The sequence below is a fragment of the Micromonospora sp. NPDC051296 genome (genome assembly GCF_040682255.1).
In the GTDB taxonomy this organism is placed as follows: domain Bacteria; phylum Actinomycetota; class Actinomycetes; order Mycobacteriales; family Micromonosporaceae; genus Micromonospora; species Micromonospora craterilacus.
Genome location: NZ_JBFBAO010000005.1, coordinates 14,517 through 35,201, shown reverse-complemented (window position 1 = coordinate 35,201; position 20,685 = coordinate 14,517). Strand labels below are relative to the sequence as shown.

Here is a 20,685-nt window from a genome sequence, read left to right as displayed (position 1 = left end):
GCAGGGCGGCTACGGCGCTGGCCGGCGCTCGTTCTGGGCGAGCAGGTGGAGGCCGAGCGGGGTGAGCCGGTGGACCATGGCGCCGCCGGCCCGGGCGCTGTGGACCAACCCGGCGGCGCGTAGCGCGGCGGTGTGCTCGGAGGCGGACGAGATGCTGATTCCGGCCCGCTGGCCCAGGGCGGTCGTGGTGTGTCGACCGGGCTCGGCGAGCCGGCGGAGCACCGCCGCGCGGGTGTGTCCGAGGAGCCGGGCGAGCGGGTCGGGCCCGAACGGGGGCGACCCGGCGGGTGCCGGGGCCGGGTAGACGAGCAGCACCGGCTGTTCCGGCTGGACCAGTACGCGTGGGCGCAGGCCGGTCAGCGGGCTGGGTACGAGGAGGATCCCCTCGCCGGTGCCGGACAGTTCCGCGCTCCACCAGCTGTCGATCTCCAGTACGGGCGGTCGCCACCGGATCGCCGGGTGGAGGCCGGCGAGCAGTCCGTCCACCCCGGATCGGGCGTACGTCTGCGCGGAGCGGGTGACCTGGTCGCGGTGGCTGAGCGTCAGGTGTGACCAGGCCGGGGCGAGGACCGCGTCGAAGTAGCGGTGCAGGGCCGTGGTGAGCAGGCCGAGCACCTGCGGATCGGCGGCGACGAGGCGTCGTCGCCATGGGCTGGGTGGCAGGTTCGCGTATGTGTCGGTGAGTTCGGCGGTGATCCGACGCCGTGGTGTGGCCCGGATCGACTCGATGCCGGCGGCCACCGATTCGATTCCCTCGTAGGGGGTGAGGAAGTCGGGCAGCAGGCCGCGGGCCGGCAACAGGTGTCGCAGCGGGCCGGTGGTCGCCGCGATCGCCCCGGCGCGGGCGGCCAGGTCGGGCATCAGCGCCGCCTGGGCCGGATCGCGCAGCGCCTGGCAGGCCAGGATCGCGGTGCCGACCGGGTGCGGGCGGTCGCTGAATCGGATCCGGGCCAGGTCCGCCGCGCCGAGCCGCAGGCTGATCACTGGTCAAGGTTGCCAGCATTTCGGCGTACGCCGAAAGGGTTGATCCGGCGGTGACGCGCTGGCGAGGGTGGACGGACCAGGACGGGGGAGGGGTTGGGTCTTGCGTCGGATAGCCGGTTGGTGCGTGACGATCAGTTTGCTGACGGGGGTTGCGGCGTGTGGCGGGGACAGCGGCCCGCTGTCCTCGCCCGCGCCGCAGCGGCCCGGGCCGGCGTCGTCCGCGCCCGTCCCATCGCCCGGGCCGGGACAACACGAGCTGACGCTGGACCACGGCGGGGTGACCCGTGAGTACCGGCTGCACGCGCCGGCCGGGTACGAGTCGGGCACACCGGTGCCGCTGGTGATCGCGCTGCATCCGTACCCGAGCACCGGGTGGGAGATGAGCCAGCTGATCGGTCTGGACGAGGTGGCCGCCCGGGAGGACTTCCTGGTCGCCTACCCCGACGGGATCGGCGGCGGGTTCAACGCCCTGGTCTGCTGCGGCTCCGCGGACGACGTCGGGTTCCTCGCCGCGCTCACCGACCGTCTGGTCGACACCTGGCGGGTCGATCCGGACCGGGTGTATCTGACCGGCATCTCGAACGGCGGTGACCTGAGTTTCCGCGCGGCGGTCGAGGCGAGCGGGACGTTCGCGGCGATCGGTGTGGTCAGTGGCGGCTTCATCGGCGAGCGGGCCGCCGCCGCCGGCTACGTGCCGAAGCAGCCGGTCTCGGTGATCACGTTCATCGGGGGTCAGGACCGGTACGCCGAGCAGTTCCGGACCGGGGTCGGTGCCTGGCAGGAGCGGTTGCGCTGCATCCCGGTCACGCCGCCGCCGAGTCCGCCGGCCGCCGACAGCACGCTCACCCGGGCACGTTGCGCCGACGGCAGTGACGTCGAGTCCTACGTGATCGAGAACATGGGGCACTCCTGGCCGGGGGCGTCCGGCGGCGGGATGGCGGCACCCGACGTCGGGGTGGCGGCCACCGAGCTGATCTGGAAGTTCTTCGCCGCCCATCCCCGGCAGCGCTAATCGCCGTCGCCGGCGCGCGGACGGGCGATCAGAAGAGGGTGGTGGGCTCGACCGGGATCGGCTCGGGCAGGGACGCCAGCCCGGGTACCCGGGCGCGTACCTCGTCGTGGAAGCGGCGGGCGAGGGTGGGTGCGTCGGCGTTGTCCGGGGTGTGGATGAACACGGTCGGCGAGCGACCTTCGCGCAGCCAGCCGGCGGTGATGTCGAGCCAGCGTTGCCAACCCTCGACGGTCCGGTCCGGGTCGTCGCGCCCGAGGTACCGGACGATCGGCCGGTCGGTCAGCGCCGCCGTGCGCAACGGCATCCGGGGTTTCTTGGTCCACGCGTCCCGTTCGGCGTCGCTGGTCGGCGGGCTGGCGAAGAACGCGGTGGTGTCGAACGGGATCCACTCCGCGTCCGTCTCGGCGAGCGTCGTTTCCAACTGCCGCGCCGACCGCGGGTCGGTGAAGAACGCCGGATGGCGGACCTCCACGGCGGGCCGGTGCGCGGCGGGCAGCCGGCGCAGGAAACGGGCGAGCGTGGGTACGTCGTCCGGCCCGAACGAGCCGGGCAGCTGGACCCAGAGGGCGTGGGCGCGCGGGCCGAGCGGCTCGATCGCGTCCAGGAAGACTCGCATCGGTTCGGTGACCTCGGTGAGGCGGCGCTCGTGCGTCACCACCTTCGGCAGCTTGACCACGAACCGGAAGTCGGTGCCGGTCTGCTGCGCCCACGAGGCCACCGTGTCCCGGGCCGGTGTGGCGTAAAAGGTGGTGTTGCCCTCGACCGCGTCGCACCAGCCGGCGTAGTGCCGCAGCCGCTCCTGGGCCGGCAGGGGATGAGCCAGCAGCCGTCCCTGCCACGACTTGTGCGTCCACATCGCGCATCCGACGTGCAGACGCAGGCCCACGACAACCTCCCACCACCGTCCCTGACCGCCGGGTGGCCGGCCAGGGCTGTTCACTCCGCCGACGTACGGTATCCGGGCGCTCGGCGGCGGCCGGTGGCGGCGCGGTCGGGTGAAATTCGTCGAGAGATCGAACCGTCCGGGGCTCTCAACCGGAGTACGGGTCGACAGCCAGACTCGGCCGACCGAACGGGAGACAGGCTCCGGATGAGCGCGCAGCGATGTATCGCCGGCAGCGACGGCGGGCGGGAACGGCTGGCCCTCTACCTGCTGGGGTCCCTGCCGGCCGACGAGGAGTTCGAGGTCGAGGCGCATCTGCTGCGCTGCGCCGCGTGCCGTGCCACCACGGCGGCGTTGAGCGAGGTGGCGGTTTCCGTCGTGACCCTGCCGGCGAGCACGGTCCGTGAGCTTGAGGCGGACGGGCCGGATGCGGATGCCGGCCTGGCCGCCGGCACGGAACCACGGCTGGCGTCACCGGCTGGTGGACCGGTGGCACGGAGCGGCGCAGGTCCGCGGGCCCGGCGTCGCAACCGGTTCCGCCGGGCGCTCGGGTACGCCGTGGTGTTGCTCGTCGGAGCTGTGCTGGGCGCCGGTGGGCTCGCGGTGGTCCGCGGGGGCGGGGCGGCCCCGACGGCGGTGGGCAGCGAACCCTCCGGCGCGGCCGGCGGGCAGCTCTCGGTGACGGTGACCGACCGGGCCGACGGCGGGGTCGAGGTACGCGGGATCGTGAGCGGGATGCGGCCGGGAGTGGGCTTCGAACTGGTCGCCGTGGGTGCCGGTGACCGCGTCCACTTGGTGGTGAGCGGGGTCGCCGACGGAGGGCGGCAGACCGTGCTCGGCGGTCTTGCCGTTCCGCGCCCTGATATCCGGTTCTTCGTGCTCTCCCAGCCGGGCGCCGGTGTCCTGCTCGTCGCACCGGTGCCGTGATCCCCGCATGGGACTGGGAACGCCGGGTGGTGAACCCCCGAACGGTCCGGTACGTAGTCGCTGTGGCTCGGTAGCCCGGCCGGAGCGGTTGCGGCTTGCCGCCAGCACAGCGACAGGACGTGGAGGGCGCGGTGAAGGACAACTCCAGCGAGGACGCCTGGGACCAGGCCGCCGAATGGGAGCGCGTGGCCGGGGAGAACCAGGACGAGTCGGCGCGCGGCGACTGGATTCTCGGCGGGCCTGGTCAGGGCGAGGCCGTCCCGGAACCGGGCTCCGGCCAACCGGAGCCGGTCGTCCCCACGCCACGCCGGCTGCTCCGTGCGGTGCCCACGAAGCTGTTCGTCGCCGCCGGAACGCTCGTCGTGGTCGCGGCGACGGTCGGCCTGACTGCCGTGGGTGGATCCTCCGACCAGCCTGGCGCGACATCGCAGGCCGACCGCGCGGCTCAGGACGACCGGCCTCCGGTCACCCAACAGACCGAGCCGGCCGACCTTCCGCCGACCGCGCCGACCGTCCCGGTCACGCCGGCCGACGGCGACGGCGACGGCGCTCAGCCGAGCGATGGCGACGGCGCTGAGCCCGACGGTGGGGACGGGCGCGGCCGGAGCGGGGACCTCGGTCCGAGCGGGAGCGGTGTCGGCGAAGGGCGCAGTGCCGAGCCGCGCGAGAGCGGCCAGCGGGGCGGGAACGCTTCGCCGCCGGACCGGCCGGCACCGGTCACGTCGCGCGCCGTTGACCCGCCGGCCACCACGGCACCGGCGTACACCGCCCCGCGGGCCGGCATCACCGTCCGGATGGTGAGCTACGCCACCGGGAAGTCGGCCAGCGTGAGCGGAGGCTCCGGTGCGGACGGAGCACGGGTGGTGCAGAGCGGGAGCGCGGGCGACACTGCTCAGCACTGGCGGATCCTCGCCGGCCGGTCGGGCTGCTACCACCTGGTCAACGTCGGTACCGGGAAGGCCTTCGACAACACCGACGGCACCTCGGTCAACGGCATGCAGATGCAGCAGTGGACCTACGACAACGGCAACCCGAACCAGATCTGGTGCTTCACCGGTCTGGGCGACAGCCGATATTCGATCAAGAACATGACCAGCGGGTTCCTGCTCGACATCCGGGATGGCGGGACCGCCGACGGTGTCGCCGTGCAGCAGTGGAACGCCGATCCCGCGAACCCCAACGCCAACCAGACGTGGCGGCTTATCCAGGTGTCGTGACTGGGTAGGGTCGGCCACCGTCGGCCAGGCCGATCAGCGCGCCCGCCGGGCGGGCCACCGGTTGGGCTTCGGCCGTGGGCGATTCGGTCCGATCCGTCCGCGCGGCCCGCAGCCGGGAGAGCAGGCCCTCGACGTCAAACTGCCGGTCGGCAGCCTGGTCGGCCAGGTAGACGACGGTGGGGTGTCCGGCGTCGCGGTCGACACCGAGCACCTGGAACCGGCTGCCCGGGACGAAGACGCAGGCGGGAGCGTCGCCGAATCCGCCGTCCAGGTGGCGGCCGGAGGCCGACCAGATGACGTACGTCAGGCCACCGGCGGTGCGTGTGGCGGGAGTGAGCCGCGCCCTGACGAAACCGGGCTCGACGAGTTCCATCCCGGGTGCGTAGCCGCTGTCGGGCCCGTCGCTGGCCGCGAAGACCGGCCCGAACACCAGCGGCATCCGGGTCAGTGCCAGGGCGGCCGCCGCACCCAACACCGCCGGCGCGGGCCGCCATGGTCCCTCCGGTTCACCCTGCTCCGCGCGCGAGCCACGCAGGTGGGCGTCGACCCCGACCGGGTCGCCGCCGGCCCACGCGCGCAGCGCGATCAGCGCCGGGTCCGCACCGGCGGATTCCCCGTCGTCCCGGGTACCCGGATGCCCGGCGCCGACTTCCTCGGCGAACCGGGCGTAGTCCGGGCCGAGGGCCCGCGCCACCGTGGCGGCCAGGTCACCGGGCGGCGGTGCGTCGTCGAGTCGTCGGTCAGGGTCGGCGACCGGGACGGCGGCGCGCCCCTGCGCGGTGGCCTCCGGCGAGGCCAGCGAGGGGTCCAGGTTGCCCGGCGCGTGGACCTCGCCCTCGCCCCGCTGGTGGTGGCCGTTGATCCGCCAACCGGTGCGCCGCCGGTACGTCCGCCGGCCGTCGGGCGGGGGCGGCGTCATCCGGGTTGCGAGGGCCGCCAGCGCGTCAGCACAGGCGGTCGGCAGCACCGGGCCGACCGCTCGGGCGGCGGTGCCGGGAGAGTAGGCGGTGAAACCGCCGGACGCGAGCAGCGCGCCGGACACCGTCAACGCAGCCGGACCGGACGGTGCGTACACCGTGGCACCCCAGGCGGCGGCGAGGTTGGCGAGCAGCGGCGCCCGGATGGCCCTGTCCGGGTCGACGACGACCAGCGGCACCCGGGCGGGTGTGCCCGCCGCCAGCAGCAGGTCGGCCAGCTTCACGGCGCCGACGGGCGCGCCGTCGACGATGAACCCGCGCCGGCCGGAGGCCACCTCGATGACGGTGGTGGCGATGGCGGCGACGAAACCGAACGGCGGCGATCCGCCCGGCAGGAACGACCACCCGGCAGCGGTGGGCCGGCCGGCGACCGGACCCGAGGTGCGCGGGCCCCGGCCGGCGGCGGCCGGTTCGGGGACCGGCGGGGCGCCGTCCGGCTCCGCCCGCCCGCTGGGCTCGGGCGGCGCGGCGATCGCGTCGATCGGCAGCACGACACCGTCGGCGGTGACCGGCGCGAGTCGCCGGCCGGTGCCGGTCTTCACCGGTACGGCGCACCGGAGCCGTACCGGCAGCTCGGCGAGGGCGCCGAGCCCGGCGCCGGCCGGGAGTGCACCGGGCAACAGCACCAGCCGGGTCGCCGGGTCGGGACGCAGGGCGGCCACCGCGGCGACGAGGTCGTCGACCTCGACGGGCCGGCCGCAACCACCGACGAGCAGCGTCGCGGCGTCGGGCTCGCGGGGCAGGCCCGCGACCACCCCCGACACGTCGGCGGCGACACCGGGTGGCAGCAGCCACAGCCCGGCCGGTACGGGCCGGGCGACCACCCCCGGCCCCTGCCAGCGTTGCGGTGTCGGCGTCTCCGGCCAGGCCGGTGCGGGTGACCAGGGCGACTCGTCGTGACCGTCGCCGACCCCGGTCCGGGTGTGCCAGCCGGGCGGCCCGTCGACGAGGTCGTCGGGCGTCGCCGGCTCGGCCACGCTGACGCAGGTTCCGTCGGAGGCGACGGTGACCCGGCCGAGCGGCCCGGTGACCGGCCGACCGAGGCGTACGGCGATCTCCCCGATCCCGGCGATCCGGGCCGCGCGATCGGGGCCGGCCCCGATCAGCACCAGCCGTACTGCGGGCCGGGCCGGCGGGGTGCGGTCGAGGGCCTCGGCGACGAGCCCGAAGACGTCGGCCCGGCCGGTCACGGCCGGTGAGGTCACCACGACCGTCTCCGGGTGGGCCCGGGCGAGCGCGGTCGTCACGGCCCGTAGCGCCGACGCCCGGCTGGTGCCGGCGTGTAGCAGCAGTGCTCCGTGGAGCTCCTCGAGCCGGACCGGTGGGGCGTCTTCACGGGCCGGCCGACCGGCGGCCATCGTCACCACGGCGCGTCCGTTCCGGCCGCGGTGAGGGCATCCATCGCCTGGTGGGCGACGACGGGGACGACCGGGCCGGCCCGGTAGCCGGTGGCCCTGATGTGGTCGAGAAGGTCGGCCTCCGGTGCCAGCGCGTGGCTGCGGATGTAGTGGGCCAGCCCGTCCGGCCAGACCCAGACCCCGTCGGAGCGGTAGCCCATCGGGACCACCCCCGGCGTGCCGTCCAGGACGTCGTCCATGGTGGCCGTCGTGGTGACGATCGGGGAGCCACCGGCGAGGAACGACAGCACCCGGTCGCGTTCGTCCTCGGCGAGCACCTGCCCGGCTAGTCCCGGCGGGGTGCCCGGGTCGAGCAGCCGGGCCACGCGAGGCCGGGCCAGTGCTGCCGGCTGCGTCCGGGCGAGCGCTCCGATCGGGTCGGCGGCCCAGAGCAGCGCCGAACTGGCCAGCGCGGCCCGCTGATAGGGCGGCAGCAGCAGCGGGGCGGCGAACACCTCCACCTGCGGTGCCGGCTCGCCCGCATGGGACAGCACCTCCTGCAACCGGGCCGCGGTCAATGCCAGGAGTTCACCCTCCGCCACGGCCAGGACGAGGAAGAGCTGCTTCGGCTGCGGGTACCCGGTCGCCCGGTCCGGCGCGCGCCACACCCGCCACACGGCTCGGGCCGTACCCTCCGACTCCAGCTCCACCGCCGCGACGCACGCCGCGGCGGGCGGCCCGAGCTCGACCGGCGGGGCGGCCGAGCCCGCCCACGGGCCGGTCGGCGGTGCCCCGCCCAGCTCGGCGGCGGAAGCCGGCAGCGCCGGATCGGTGGCGCGGAACGACACCGGTGGAAGTGCGAGGTGCGCCACCCCCGCGTCGGTCGCGGGGCCTCCGGCCGCCGGAAGCAACGCGAGATCGAATTCCGAGAGCGGGATCCGGCCGGCCGCCCGCGCATAGTCGACGATCGCCGCCACCTCCTCGACGGCACCGCGGGCGAGCCGATCGCGAGCGGTGGCGACCAGTTCGTCCGGCGCCCATCCGGCGATCCGCAGCAGCAAGTGGTGGAACGCGGCGACCGACACACCCGCCTCCCGATAGGACGTTGGCGTATTGCGTGACCCCTACTTCGTCAGGCGGGCACAGAAGGTTCACCTCGCCGCAAAGAATCACTGGCCTCTGCGATGTTTCGCCAACCAGCGCACGGGACCGTCGGGTCAGCGACTGATACGGAGGGCAACATGATCGCGACGGCTGGTTGCCTCACCTCGGGATCCGCCGAGGTGAAGCTCGATACGCTGCACCAGCTCCACAGTGCGTCACTCTTCAACTACCTGGTCAAGCTCACCCTGGGCGACCGCCTGCTGGCCGAGGACATCCTGCAGGAGACCTACCTGCGAGCCTGGCGTCACCTGTTGCGCAACGAAGACGCGGACATCGAGATCTTCCGGCCGTGGCTGTTCACAGTGGCCCGACGCCTGGTCGTGGACATGCTCCGGGCGCGTCGGGCGCGACCGACGGAGGTGATGGCCGAGGACCTCACCCGGATCTGCGTCGGCGAGGACCGGATCGACCAGGTGGTCGGCGCCCACATCGTCCGGGACGCCCTGCGCCAGTTGAGCGTCGAGCATCGGGTCGTGCTGCTCGAGCTCTACTTCCACGGCCGGTCGCCCACCGAGGTGGCGGCGTTGCTGGATGTCCCGCTGGGCACGGTGAAGTCCCGCGCCTACTACGCCAAGCAGGCCCTGCGTGCCCAGCTCGAACGGTGAGGAGCGGCGGATGCCACGCACGACCCTCCGGACCGCCACGAGGTGCGTCGTTGCGGCCTGCGCGGCGCTCGGCCTGGTTGCGGCGGCCGCGCCGCCGGCCGCCGCGGACGAGCCCGACCCACCCACGCTTCCGGCGGTGACCGACGGCTGCCTCGGCCCCTCCCCGGTCCCGGCCGGCAACCGGATCTCCTGGCCGCTTGCCCGGTTGGCGCCCGAACAGGTGTGGCAGCTGAGCCGGGGAGCGGGCGTGGTGGTGGCGGTCCTGGACTCCGGGGTCAGCGCAGCCGCCACCGGGCTGACCGGTGCGGTGCTGCCCGGCCGCGACGTCGTCTCCGGCGGCGCCGCGCAGGCCGACTGCCTGGGGCGGGGCACCGCACTGGCCGGCATCGTCGCCGGCCGCGACCGGCCCGGCGGCACCGTCTTCGGCATGGCGCCCGAGGCGACCGTCCTTCCGGTCCGGGTGATCGACGCCCACCGCAAGATCACTGAGAACAACCTCGCCGACGGCATCGACGCCGCAGTCGCCGGGGGCGCCGACATCGTCGTCCTGGGCACCGGTGTACAGGACGACAGTCCCGTCCTGCGTGCTGCGGTCACTCGCGCGACCGGCGGGGATGTGCTGATCGTCGCGCCGGTCAACGACCGCCCTGCGGCGGTGGCCGGACAGCCGCCGCCGGCCTGGTTCCCCGCCGCCTATTCGGAGGTCCTCGCCGTCGGCGGGGTCGGCCCCGACGGCTGGCCCACCCAGCAGTTGGCAACGGACGGCGGCCCCGACGTACTGGCCCCCGGGGTCGGTGCCGTCGTCCCGGGACCGGACGGGCCCGGTGTCTACGCGGTGGACGGCCCGGCGGTCGCCGCCGCCTACACGGCCGGCGCCGCGGCGCTGGTCCGCGCCTACCATCCCGACCTCACCGCAGGGCAGGTACGGGACCGGCTGCTCGCCACGGCCGAACGCCCGGCGGGCGTGCCGGTCGGCACCATCGATCCCTACAGCGCGGTCGCAGCGATCGACCCCGATGCGGCGGCCCGGACCGTCCGGCACGGCGTCACGCCGGTCGTCGTCCCGGCCGGTTCGCCGCCCGACGGCGCGCTCGCCCGCGCCCGGCTCGTCACCGTCGCGATCGTCACGCTGACGCTGCTCCTGGCCGCTGTCCTCAGCGTCCGGCGTGGCTGGCGGCGGAACCGGTCGGGGCGGTCACCTTCCTGACGCGTGGCCCCGAGCCGGCCCACCGATCCGCTATCGGACCGCCGGCTCGGCGGCCGGTTCGGCGTACGGGGTCTGGATCATCCGGCTGCCGCGCCGGGTGCAGAGCAGCGCCCGCCCGGGCGGCAGGATCCTCGGCTTGGTGTTGCCCAGCAACGGGCCCTCGTTCGGCGGGCAGGAGAGCACCACGTCCGGACTGTTGGTCTCCTGGAGCCGCCGGATGACCGGGTCCATCTGCATCCGCATCGCACCCGCGGCGGCCCGGGTCAGCAGGACGTGGAAGCCGATGTCGGTACCCTGCGCGAGGTATGGGATCAGCGGCAGCAGCGGGCTCTCGTGCCCGCCGAGCATGTCGTAGTCGTCCACCAGCAGGTAAAGGCGCGGCCCGGTCCACCAGTCGCGGGCCCGCAGTCGCTCCGGGGTGATGTCAGTGCCCGGCATCCGTAGCTTGAGCCCCTCGATTGCCGAGGCCACCGTGGACCTGGTCGATTCGACCGAGACGGAGTAACCGAGCCGGTACGCCTCCGGGATCCCGTCGAACAGGGCCCGCCGGAAGTCCACCGCCATGATCCGAATCTCTTTCGGGGTGAACCGCTGGGTAAGCGCACCGGCCACGTACCGCAGCAGGCTGGTCTTCCCGGATTGCGCGTCACCGAGCACGGTGAGGTGCGCAAGCTCCCCGAAGTCGTGCCAGACGGTCTGGAGGCGTTCCTCGTCGACCCCGATCGGCAGCCGCAGGTCGCCCTCGGCCGGCGGCAGGTCACCGGCGGGCAGCACCGCCGGCAGGGTCCGCACCCGGGGCGCCGGCTCGCCGTCCCAGAACTCTTTGGCCGCGCTGGCCAGCGCCCGGGTGCCGTCGGGCATGCTGGCCTCGTCGGTGATCCCGTCGATCCGGGGGAGAGCACCCAGGAAGTGGGTCTTCTGCGTGGTGAGCCCACGGCCCGGCACCCGCGGGACGGTCGCCGCCGCCCGCAGGTCGATCGCCGAGTCGACCGGATCACCGAGCCGCAGCTCCAGCCGGGTGCCGATCTGGTCGCGCAGCCCGTGGTGCACCTCGGACCACCGCGCGGTGGTGAGCAGCAGGTGCACACCGAAGTTGAGGCCGCGCGCCACGATCTGCCGGATCGCCGTATCCACGGCCTCGAACTCCTGCCGCAGCGTGAACCAGCCGTCGACGACGAGGAACACGTCGCCGTAGGGGTCGTCGACCGACCCGGCCGCCCGCTGGCGGCGGTAGGCGGCCATGCTGTCGATCCCCTCGGCCGCGAAGCGCCGCTCGCGGTCCGCGATCAGGCCGCTCACCTCGGCGACGGTACGGGTGACCCGGTCGGCTTCGAGCCGCCCGGCGACGCTGCCGACGTGCGGCAGGTCGCCGAGTGTGGCCAGCGTGCCGCCGCCGAAGTCGAGGCAGTAGAACTGCACCTCGCGCGGGCTGTGGGTGAGCGCGAGCGCGCAGATCAGCGTGCGCAGCAGCGTCGACTTGCCGCTCTGCGGCCCGCCGGCGATGCCGAGGTGCCCACCGATTCCCGACAGGTCGGCGGTGAGCAGCTCGCGGGCCTGCTCGAACGGCTTGTCCACGTACCCGACCGGCACGGCCAGGGCGCCGTTGCCGGGCCAGCCGACCGCCCGCAGCCCGGCCTCCGGATCCGGCGCCAGCGCGGGCAGCATCTGGTCCAGGGTGGGCGGGCGCAGCAGTGGCGGTAGCCAGACCTGGTGCGCCGGCGGGCCCTGGTCGACCAGTTGCGCCGTGACGACCTGCAACACCGACGGTCCCCGGCCCTCCGGTGGCTCGCCTGCGGCGGTGGCCTCGGCGTTCTCTGCCGGGTCCGGCTCGGCGACCGCCGTCACCTCCGGCTGGGGCGTGTGCAGCAGCCGGTACGGCACCACCTGCCGTTGCACCACGTCGAGGTCCAGCCGGCGTCGCTGGGCGCGGTGCGCCCCGGAGACGTACGCCGCCTTGAACCGGATCAGGGAGGAGACGTCGGCCCGCAGGTAACCGTGCCCGGGCTGCGACGGAAGCTCGTGCGCGTCGGGTACGCCGATCGCGGTGCGGGACTCGATCGCCGAGAACGTGCGCAGCCCGATGCGGTACGACAGGTGCGTCTCCAGGGCGGTGATCCGGCCGTCGTCGAGCCGCTGGCTGGCCAGCAGCAGGTGCACGGCGAGCGACCGGCCGAGCCGGCCGATCATCACGAACAGCTCGATGAAGTCGCGGTGTGCGGCGAGCAGCTCGCTGAACTCGTCGACGACCACGAACAGCGTCGGGAGCGGGTCGAGGGGCTCGCCGCTGGCCCGGGCCCGCTCGTACTCGAGCACCGAGGTGAAGCCGCCGGCCTGCCGCAGCAACTCCTGCCGGCGGACCAGCTCGCCGTTGAGTGCCTCCCGCATCCGGCCGACCAGGGCGGCCTCGTCGGCCAGGTTGGTGATCACGGCGGAGGTGTGCGGAAGCCGGTCGAGGCCGAGGAACGTGGCGCCGCCCTTGAAGTCGACCAGGACGAAGTTGAGGATCTCCGAGGAGTGGGTCATCGCCAGGCCCAGCACGATGGTCCGCAGCAGCTCGCTCTTTCCCGAGCCGGTGGCACCGATCAGCATGCCGTGCGGGCCCATCCCGCCCAGCGCCGACTCCTTGATGTCCAGCTCGACCGGCTGGCCGTCCGCGTCCACCCCGATGGGGATCCGCAGTCGCTGGGCGACCGACCGCTGCCCCCACTGTCGAACCAGGTCGAGGTCGCCCACGTCGGGCACGCCGAGCAGGGTGCCGAGGTCGAAGTCGGTGCTCAGCGCCTCCGCCGCCGGTTCGGTGGCGATGCTCAGCCGGTACGGCGAGAGGATCCGGGCGACCGTGCGGGCCTCCGCCGTGGTCAACTCGTCCGGCCGGGCCAGCCTGGTCCGCACCTCCCGGCTGACCTGGTCGTGCTTGACCTGGTGCAGCCCCTCGTCGGTCAGGTCGGCCCAGAGCACCCCGCGTGGCACCGCCGGTGGCGGCGTACCCAGGTCGATGAGGACGGCGTTGCGGTAACCGCCGGAGGTCATCCGCGAGCCGGGCGGGATGCGCCCGCCGTCGCAGACCACGACGACGTACGGCTCGTCGCGGCTGGGGGTCGCCCCCGCCTCCCAGCGCGGTCGGCCGAGGAATTCCGGGCCGAGCAGGCGTTCGACGGCGTCCACGCTCTCCGCAGCGAGCCGGGCCGGGCCGGCGGCGTCCTGCTCGGTCGGGTGCTGCGCGTGCGGCAGCCACTTGATCCACTCCCATTCGGGCGCCGTCTCCTCGCCGACGCAGACGGCGACCAGCACCTCCTCCGGCGCGTGGAACGTCGCGACCTGCGCGATCAGGGCCCGCGCGAACGAGCGCCGCCGCTGCGCGTCACCGGTGACCCGGAGCTGGTGGAAGGCCGGCAGGAACAGCGCCACCGGGAGGTCGGCCACGGTGTTGTAGGCGTTGATGAACCGACGCAGCGACTTGGCCGCCAGTGGCTCCAGGTCCTCGATCGGCTTGGTCTGCAAAGGGGCCATCCGGGTCGCCAACCGCTGCTGGCCGGTGCCGATCCGTACCTCGAGGAAGTCGGGGTGGCTAGGCCGTCGCTCCCAGCGCCGGGTGGTCGACGCCACCGACCAGAGCGCGCCCGGCTCGGGATGTCGCCACACGGTCGCCTCGCGCTGCGTCTCGATCGAGCGGCGGACGCGCCTGCGTTGCTGCGAGAGGTAGCGCAGGTAGTCGCGTCGATCGCCGCCCATCCGGCGTTTGCGTTCGCCCGAACTCATCGCCAGTTGCCCGACGACCATGCCGATCATGGCGACGCCCATCATCGAGGCCATCACCCAGGTGAGCATGCCGCGGCTGCCGCCGAGGAACATCATCACCATCACGCCGGACATCAGCATCATCGGCAGGATCGTCATGACACCGCGCAGCCCGCCCGGGGTCACTTCGGGCAGCACCGGCGGCTCCTGCAGGCTGATCTCGCCGCTGGGTAGCTCGGGTCCGGCCCGGCGTGCCGGACGCCGGAAATAGACGGTGCTCACGGTCACCTCCAGCTGCCGGCACCGGGTCGGGCCGGCCGGGCATTACAACGCGGCCCGCCGTACCCGGGGATCATCCGGTTCTGATTTTTCGTCCCGGCGATGAACCCTGGGCGCGGGCAGACGTTGTCTACGCCATGACCGTGACCGCTGCCGGCGAGATGTGCCGCCTGGTCGTCTGTGGACCGACCCGCGAGGCCGAGGTGTCGGTGCCCGCGCACGTCGTGGTCTCGGACCTGCTGCCGGTGCTGCTCGAGTACCTCGGTGAGAATCTGGTCGAGACGGGCCTGCTGCACGGCGGCTGGGTGTTGCAGCGGCTCGGTTCGGCTCCCTTCCCGCAGGACTCGACGGTCTCCGCGCTGGGTCTGCGCGACGGCGACGTGGTCCACCTGCGACCGCGCGCGGAGCAGATACCGCCCGTCGACTTCGACGACCTCGTCGACGGGATCGCCCACGGTGTCAAGCAACGGCCGGGACGGTGGACCCCCGCGCTGACCCGCTGGACGGCGCTGGCCGGACTCGTCGTGCTGCTCGGCACCGGCATCGCCGTGCTCGCCCTGCCGGGACACGCCGGGCACCGGGCGCTCGCCGCCGGAGGGCTCGCGCTGGCCTGCCTCATCGGGTCGCTCGTCGCCGGGTACGCCGTCATCGACCGAACGGCCAGCGTCACGTTCCTGATCGCGGCGCTCGCGTACGCCGGTCTCGCCGGGCTGTCCGCGGCCGATCCGCGGCTGGGCGTGGTGGCACTCCGCCTCGATCCGCCCACCCTGTTCACCGCCGCCGTGGCGGTCGCGGCCACCGCGGTCCTGGCTGCGCTGGCCCTCGCCGCCGCCCGGCCGCTGCTGCTCTGCGTCATCGTGGCCGGCACGCTGACCGCCGGCGCGTCGGCGCTGGCGACCTACGCCGGCCTGACCGTGCTCCAGGCCGCGGCCGGGCTACTGGTGGCCGCCACGCTCGCCGGGATCCTGGTGCCGGTGGTCGCGTTCCGCCTCACCGGCCTGCGGCTGCCGCCGCTGCCCACCCAGCCCGAGCACCTCCAGGAGGATCTGGACCCGATCCCCAGCACCGAACTGCTGCCCAACGCCGCCACCGCCGACCGGCTGATGACCGCCCTGTACGCCGGCATCGCGGCGCCGACCGTGGTCGCGGTGGTGCTGGTGGCTGCCGCGCCGGGCTGGGCACCGGCGACGCTGGTCGCCCTGGTGGTGGTCGGACGCTTCCTCGCGGCCCGGCCGATGACCAGCGCGTGGCATCGAGCGGCCCAACTGCTGCCCGCCGCCGTGGGCCTGGTCACCCTCGCCGTCGCGCTGTCGGCCGCCGGTGACCCGGCCGCCCGGCTGGTGGCGCCGCTGGTCGTCGTGCCGTTGGGCGCCGCCGCGCTGTTCGCCGCCGCGCGGGTGCTGCCCGACCGCCGGCTCACCCCGTACTGGGGCCGGGCCGGCGACCTCGTCCAGACCGTCACGGCGACCGCGATGGTGCCGGTCTTCCTCGCCGTCCTCGACGTGTACGGGTTCGCCCGTGGGATCGGGGGCTGAGCCGTGCAGTCCAGGCGGGACCAGGCGCAGGCCCAGTCGTACATGGTGGGCCGGCTCACCGCCGCGCTGGTGATGGGTGAGCCGGAGGCGCTGGAGAACCCACACCGCCGGATGCTCACCGGAATCCTCGCCGGGCTGCTCATCGGCTGCCTGGTGGCCGGCGGGTTCGTCGTCTTCGGCCTGCTGCGCCCGGGCGGCGCCACCGGCTGGCAGAAGCCGGGCACGCTGATCGCGGAGAAGGAGTCGGGCGGACGTTTCATCCTGGTGGACGGGCAGCTCCGCCCGGTGCACAACTACGCGTCGGCGGCCCTCATCTTCGGCGAGCGGCCGGCCGTGGTGCGGGCGTCGGCGGCGTCGCTGAACTCGGTGCCCCGGGGGCTGCCGCTCGGCATCGTCGGCGCACCCGATTCGCTGCCCCCGGTCGACGGCCTGGCCAATGTCACCTGGAGCGCCTGTGCGCTCGGCCCGGTCGGCGACACCGAGCCGACGCGTACCGGCACCATGCTGATCCTGAGTCGGGACGGCGGCGGTACGCCGGTCCGAGTCGACGGGGGGTTCACCGTCACCGCGCCCGGCGGGCGGACGTTTCTCGTCGCGGACGGCCGGCGGATGGCGCTGACCGAGCCGTGGATCCCTCGGGTGCTGGGCTATCCGGCCGCACCGACCGTTCCGGCGGGCTGGCTGGACCAACTGCCGCCCGGGCCCGACGTCAAACCGATCGTGATCGCCGGCCTGGGCGATCCCGGCCCGGTAGTGGACGGCCGGCCGACCAGGATCGGCCAGGTCTTCGTGGCCCGGGTGGTGGGCACCCCGGACCGCTACTTCGTGCTGCAACGCGACGGCCTGAGCGCGGCCGGCGACACCGCCGTGGCTCTCCTGCTCGGTGACCCGGCGACCGCAGCGGCCTACCCCGACGAGCCGGTACGCCCCCGGGAACTGACCGCCGGCGCGCTGGCCGGTCTCGCGGTGTCGGCCGGGGATCCGCTGCCCGCCGGGCTGCCCGTGCGACCTCCGGCCCCGGTCACCCCGCCCACCGGGCAGACCTGGTGCGCCGAGCGTCACACTCCGGACGGGCCGGTCGTGATCACCACCCGGTCGGTGCCGGTCGGGATCGTGCCCGGGGACGTGCCGGGCTTCGACCGCGCCGGGCACACGGCGGTCGCCGTCTCGGTCGACCCGGGCGCGGGTGGTCTCGTCCGCCAGGGACGTCCCGGCCAGGTCAACGGCACCAGCTTCTTCCTGGTGACCGACGCCGGGGTGAAGTACCCGATCGCCAGCGCGGACGCGGCCAAGGCGTTGGGCTACCCGCTCGAGGCCGCGCAGACGGTGCCGGCTCCGTTGCTGGCCCTGCTGGCCACCGGCCCGGTGCTCGACCCCGCCGCGGCGAGGAGGTGATGCGGTAGTCGCTTCCGCCGGACCGCACCGGTGCCACCAACCACGATCCATCCGAAAGGCAGACAGATGAGTACGCAGTTCCAGAACCAGGTCGACGACGCCACGATCGTCAACACCCTCAACGCCTTCGAGACGACGATGGCCAACGTGAACGCGGCGTTGCAGTCGGTCGAGGCGGTCGGCTCGTCGGTGCCGTGGACCGGCGTCGCGGCCAACCAGTACCGGACCGCGCTGCAGGACTGGAGCGCCGGGGTGATCCGGGTCCGCAACGGCCTCGAACAGCTGCGCACGGCGATGACCCAGCACCTCAGCATCTCGTCCAACGCCGAGGACGAGGCTTCCCAGCACGCCCAGTGGTACGCCTGACCGGCGCCGCACCCCATCCAGAAAGGACTCCGAAGTGGCAACGTACTCGCTCAACCCGAACGGCCTGCTCGACTCGGGCGCGGAACTGCGCGGCGTGACGAACTCGATCCAGAACGCCATCAACGACCTCAACGGGTACGTGAACCAGTTCATCGCCAGCAACGCCGGTGGCGCCGCGGTCGCGTACCAGACCGCGCAGAACACCTGGAACCAGGGGCTGGCCCAGATGAACCAGGCGCTGGACCGGGGCGCGGTCGCGATCGACCAGATTCGCGACAACTACCAGATCGCCGACTCGCAGGGCGCCGCCCTCTTCCAGGGCAACGTCTAGCTCGCGCGGGAGATGCAGCCATGCCCATCAACGTGGACGACGCCTTCCTACGCCGGGCCTCGGACCTGAACAGCCGGATCGCCGAAGAGGTCACCACCGCCCCAGGCGGCAACATCGACTCCATCACGCTCCGGCCCGGGCACATCAGTTTCGCGCTCGGTGCTCGGGTGCAGACCGCCGTCTCCGGAGTCGGTTCGGCGATGCACGCGCGGCTGACCGAGATCCGGGACACCGCCAACAACCGGTCGGCACAGCTGGACATGTACGTCGCGATCTCGGACAACACCGAGGGCATCAACAACGTCTCGGCCGCCGAGTTCCTCTCCACCACGCCCGCCTGGAACGTGCCGGGCGGCTCCGGTAGCTGACCCGCCGGTCGGCACGGCCGCAGCGGCCGTGCCGACCGGCACCGACCGAAGGAACGACGATGACGCAGCCGCTGGAGTGGGCCCCGACGATCCGCACCGTGCTCGGGGCGGAGGCCGACATCGACCCGTCCCGGGTCATCGACTGGGTCTGGATCACCCTCGACATGTCGTTCTGGGAGTCGCGGGAGAGCACCGAGGGCCACACCGCCCGGCCGTGGCAGCACCTGATGCCCAACGGCACCGACTGGAACAAGATCACCCTCTACCGCTACCGCAACCTCGGCAGCCGGAACACGATCAACTTCCAGCTCATCCGGGCCACCGTGAACTTCTACGAGGGTGGCAACGACTCGCCCAGGAACCAGGCGCAGCTGCTGATCGACACGAGCCGCGCCACCATCGACGGCATCCGCGGCAACCAGCATCTCGACCCACAGATGTTCCGCGACGTCGCCACCTACTTCCGCAACCTGCACACATACCTGACCGGCGAGGGCCAGACGCCACTGCGCTCCCTGCACGAGGAGATCGAGAACGGCGGTGCCATCGACGGCTCGGCGGCGGACGCCTTCGCCTGGGCGATGCGGGACATGGCGCTGGGCATGGAGCAGCTCGCCGAGAACATCAGCGGACGCTTCGAACTCCTCTATAACCACTACCTCAACACCGGCTGGCCGTACGTGCTCGACGAGACGGCGGCCACGATCGACCACTTCCGCGACCGGATGGAGGGCGCCTGGTCGGCCTTTCTGGCCCTGACGAACCACGATCCGTCCCGGCTCGTCCGCGAGCTGCTGCTGTCGATGGAGCGGCAGGTCGACGCGGCGCCCCGCCGGGGCCGGACCGGGAACCGGCAGGAGGCGTGGGTCTTCGACTTCGGTGAGGTGCTGCCCAACAGCGCCAACTCCAGCTACGACCTGATCCAGTTCGCCGAGTGGAACCGGCTCGACACCGACCTGAGAAATGAGTGGTGGACCGGATACGAACAGCTCAACGAGGCCTCGCTGGGCGCCACCCGGACGCTGATCGCGAGCTACGACGAGCTGCTGGAGGCGTTCGCACGGGGCGTGATCGCGCTGCCACACATCCCGTACCCCGGTGCCAACCCGTTCGGCGGTGGCGACGGCGACGGCGACTTCGGCGGTGGCGGAGGTGGTGGTGGCGGCGGTTCCGAGTTCGGTGACGGTGGTTCGGAATTCGGCGGCGGTGGTGGCGGCGGCGGGTCCGAGTTCGGTGGTGGTGGCGGGTCCGGTGGCGGGTCCGAGTTCGGTGGCTTCGGTGGCGATGATGGCGGGTCCGAATTTGGTGGCTCCGGTGGCGATGGTGGCGGATCCGGTGGCGGATCCGGCAGCGGCCTGGACGTCGGTGGCCTGGGCCTCGGCGGCGGAGAGTCCGGGGGATCCGGCGGCTTCGAGCCTGGCGGCTTCGGCTCAGGCGGTGCCGGGGCGGGTATCGGGTCGGGTGGTCTCGGGTCCGGTGGTGCCGGCGGCGTGATCGGCGGTGGCGGCTTCCCCGGCGTCGGTGGCGCCATCGGCGGGATCGGCGGCGGGAGCGGCACGGGCCGCCCCGGTGCCGGGTCCGGCTCCGGTGGCTCGTTCCCCGGCTCGGACGATCGCGGCTCGGGTGCCGGCAGCGGGGGTGTGGTGGGCGGAACGCCGTCCCCGCTGGTTCCGGGCGGTTCCGGGTTCGACTCCGGGGGTCTCGGCTCGGGCGGTTCGGGCGGCGGTTCGGGCGGCTCCGGCTCCGGGGCCGGCTCCGGCGGGTCCGGGCTCGACCTGGGCGGTCTCGGTCCGGGGTCCGGCGGCTCCGGCTCCGGCTCCGGTGGCGCTGGTCTGGGCTCCGGTGGGTCCGGGTTCGACCTGGGCGGATTCGGACCGGGCTCCGGTGCTTCCGGGTCCGGCTCGGGTGGCCTGGGGTCCGGCGGTGCGGGCGAGTTCGGTTCGGATCGCCCGGCCGGCTTCGCGCTCGGGCCCCTCGGTACCCCGCCGGCCGGTCACCTTCCCTCCCCGCTGGACAACTACTCGGCCGCCGCCCTCGCCGGTGGCTCGCTGGCCGCCGGTGGCCACAACGCCGGCACCCTGCCCGGCGGGATGGGTGGCATGGGCGGCATGCCGTTCATGCCGATGGGCGGCGGGGGCATGGGCAACCCGGGCGGCCGGGAGAACGAGAAGGAACGCGAGCGCACCACCTGGCTCGCCGAGGAACAGGACGTCTGGGGTACCGAGCCGGACGTCACCGCGGCGGTCATCGGCCGGGAGGACTACCAGCCCGAGCCCGCCGACCAGCCGACCCGGCGTCCGAGCGCCCCGCGTCCCGGGCAACCGACGTACGAGCCCACCCGCGGGCGCGGCACCCGATAG

The 20,685-nt window shown here is 73.6% G+C and carries 16 protein-coding genes; 11 read left to right on the top strand and 5 right to left on the bottom strand.

Features of this window, described 5'->3' with window-relative positions; genetic code table 11:
* Positions 1–9: 9 nt before the first annotated feature.
* Positions 10–984 (bottom strand): helix-turn-helix transcriptional regulator, encoded by a 975-nt coding sequence (locus AB0M52_RS01205; protein WP_363947180.1) that lies wholly within the window; start codon positions 982–984, stop codon positions 10–12.
* Positions 985–1,261: 277 nt separating this feature from the next.
* On the opposite strand from AB0M52_RS01205, the gene AB0M52_RS01200 reads away from it, so the two are divergent.
* Positions 1,262–1,996 carry a PHB depolymerase family esterase gene (locus tag AB0M52_RS01200; protein WP_363947177.1) on the top strand — a complete coding sequence of 245 codons (735 nt, stop codon included), beginning with the start codon at positions 1,262–1,264 and terminating at the stop codon, positions 1,994–1,996.
* A 28-nt stretch (positions 1,997–2,024) separates the two neighbouring features.
* On the opposite strand, the gene AB0M52_RS01195 is transcribed toward AB0M52_RS01200, so the two are convergent.
* Complete coding sequence (locus AB0M52_RS01195) at positions 2,025–2,852, bottom strand: DUF72 domain-containing protein (RefSeq protein WP_363947218.1); 828 nt, start codon at positions 2,850–2,852, stop codon at positions 2,025–2,027.
* A gap of 234 nt (positions 2,853–3,086) precedes the next feature.
* Between AB0M52_RS01195 and AB0M52_RS01190 the strand changes: the two genes are divergently transcribed.
* A complete protein-coding gene (locus AB0M52_RS01190; protein WP_363947174.1) occupies positions 3,087–3,806 on the top strand; it encodes a zf-HC2 domain-containing protein in 720 nt (239 codons plus the stop codon).
* Between the two features lie 131 nt (positions 3,807–3,937).
* Positions 3,938–5,023: an RICIN domain-containing protein gene (locus tag AB0M52_RS01185; protein ID WP_363947171.1), complete on the top strand. Its 1,086-nt coding sequence runs from the start codon at positions 3,938–3,940 to the stop codon at positions 5,021–5,023.
* On the opposite strand, the gene AB0M52_RS01180 is transcribed toward AB0M52_RS01185, so the two are convergent.
* Positions 5,007–7,367, bottom strand: a complete 2,361-nt coding sequence (locus tag AB0M52_RS01180; RefSeq protein WP_363947168.1) for a hypothetical protein — start codon at positions 7,365–7,367, stop codon at positions 5,007–5,009. The genes AB0M52_RS01185 and AB0M52_RS01180 overlap by 17 nt on opposite strands.
* Complete coding sequence (locus tag AB0M52_RS01175) at positions 7,361–8,422, bottom strand: hypothetical protein (protein WP_363947165.1); 1,062 nt, start codon at positions 8,420–8,422, stop codon at positions 7,361–7,363. Before AB0M52_RS01175 ends, AB0M52_RS01180 begins: the two co-directional genes overlap by 7 nt.
* Before the next feature lie 156 nt (positions 8,423–8,578).
* Here AB0M52_RS01175 and AB0M52_RS01170 point away from each other — a divergent pair, with 156 nt between their 5' ends.
* On the top strand, positions 8,579–9,106 hold the full coding sequence (locus tag AB0M52_RS01170) for a sigma-70 family RNA polymerase sigma factor (protein ID WP_363947162.1): 528 nt from the start codon (positions 8,579–8,581) through the stop codon (positions 9,104–9,106).
* Between the two features lie 10 nt (positions 9,107–9,116).
* On the top strand, positions 9,117–10,313 hold the full coding sequence (locus tag AB0M52_RS01165) for a S8 family serine peptidase (protein WP_363947159.1): 1,197 nt from the start codon (positions 9,117–9,119) through the stop codon (positions 10,311–10,313).
* Positions 10,314–10,343: 30 nt separating this feature from the next.
* On the opposite strand, the gene eccCa is transcribed toward AB0M52_RS01165, so the two are convergent.
* The gene (eccCa, locus tag AB0M52_RS01160; protein WP_363947157.1) at positions 10,344–14,333 is read right to left on the bottom strand and encodes a type VII secretion protein EccCa; all 3,990 of its coding nucleotides are present in this window, start codon (positions 14,331–14,333) and stop codon (positions 10,344–10,346) included.
* Positions 14,334–14,473: 140 nt separating this feature from the next.
* Between eccCa and eccD the strand changes: the two genes are divergently transcribed.
* From eccD to AB0M52_RS01130, 6 genes are all read left to right on the top strand, one after another.
* On the top strand, positions 14,474–15,865 hold the full coding sequence (gene eccD, locus AB0M52_RS01155; RefSeq protein WP_363947154.1) for a type VII secretion integral membrane protein EccD: 1,392 nt from the start codon (positions 14,474–14,476) through the stop codon (positions 15,863–15,865).
* Between the two features lie 3 nt (positions 15,866–15,868).
* Positions 15,869–17,260: a type VII secretion protein EccB gene (gene eccB, locus AB0M52_RS01150; RefSeq protein ID WP_363947152.1), complete on the top strand. Its 1,392-nt coding sequence runs from the start codon at positions 15,869–15,871 to the stop codon at positions 17,258–17,260.
* Between the two features lie 66 nt (positions 17,261–17,326).
* A complete protein-coding gene (locus AB0M52_RS01145; protein ID WP_363947149.1) occupies positions 17,327–17,626 on the top strand; it encodes a hypothetical protein in 300 nt (99 codons plus the stop codon).
* Between the two features lie 34 nt (positions 17,627–17,660).
* A complete protein-coding gene (locus AB0M52_RS01140; RefSeq protein ID WP_363947146.1) occupies positions 17,661–17,957 on the top strand; it encodes a WXG100 family type VII secretion target in 297 nt (98 codons plus the stop codon).
* Positions 17,958–17,977: 20 nt separating this feature from the next.
* Positions 17,978–18,325, top strand: a complete 348-nt coding sequence (locus AB0M52_RS01135; RefSeq protein ID WP_363947143.1) for a hypothetical protein — start codon at positions 17,978–17,980, stop codon at positions 18,323–18,325.
* A 59-nt stretch (positions 18,326–18,384) separates the two neighbouring features.
* Positions 18,385–20,685 (top strand): hypothetical protein, encoded by a 2,301-nt coding sequence (locus AB0M52_RS01130; protein WP_363947140.1) that lies wholly within the window; start codon positions 18,385–18,387, stop codon positions 20,683–20,685.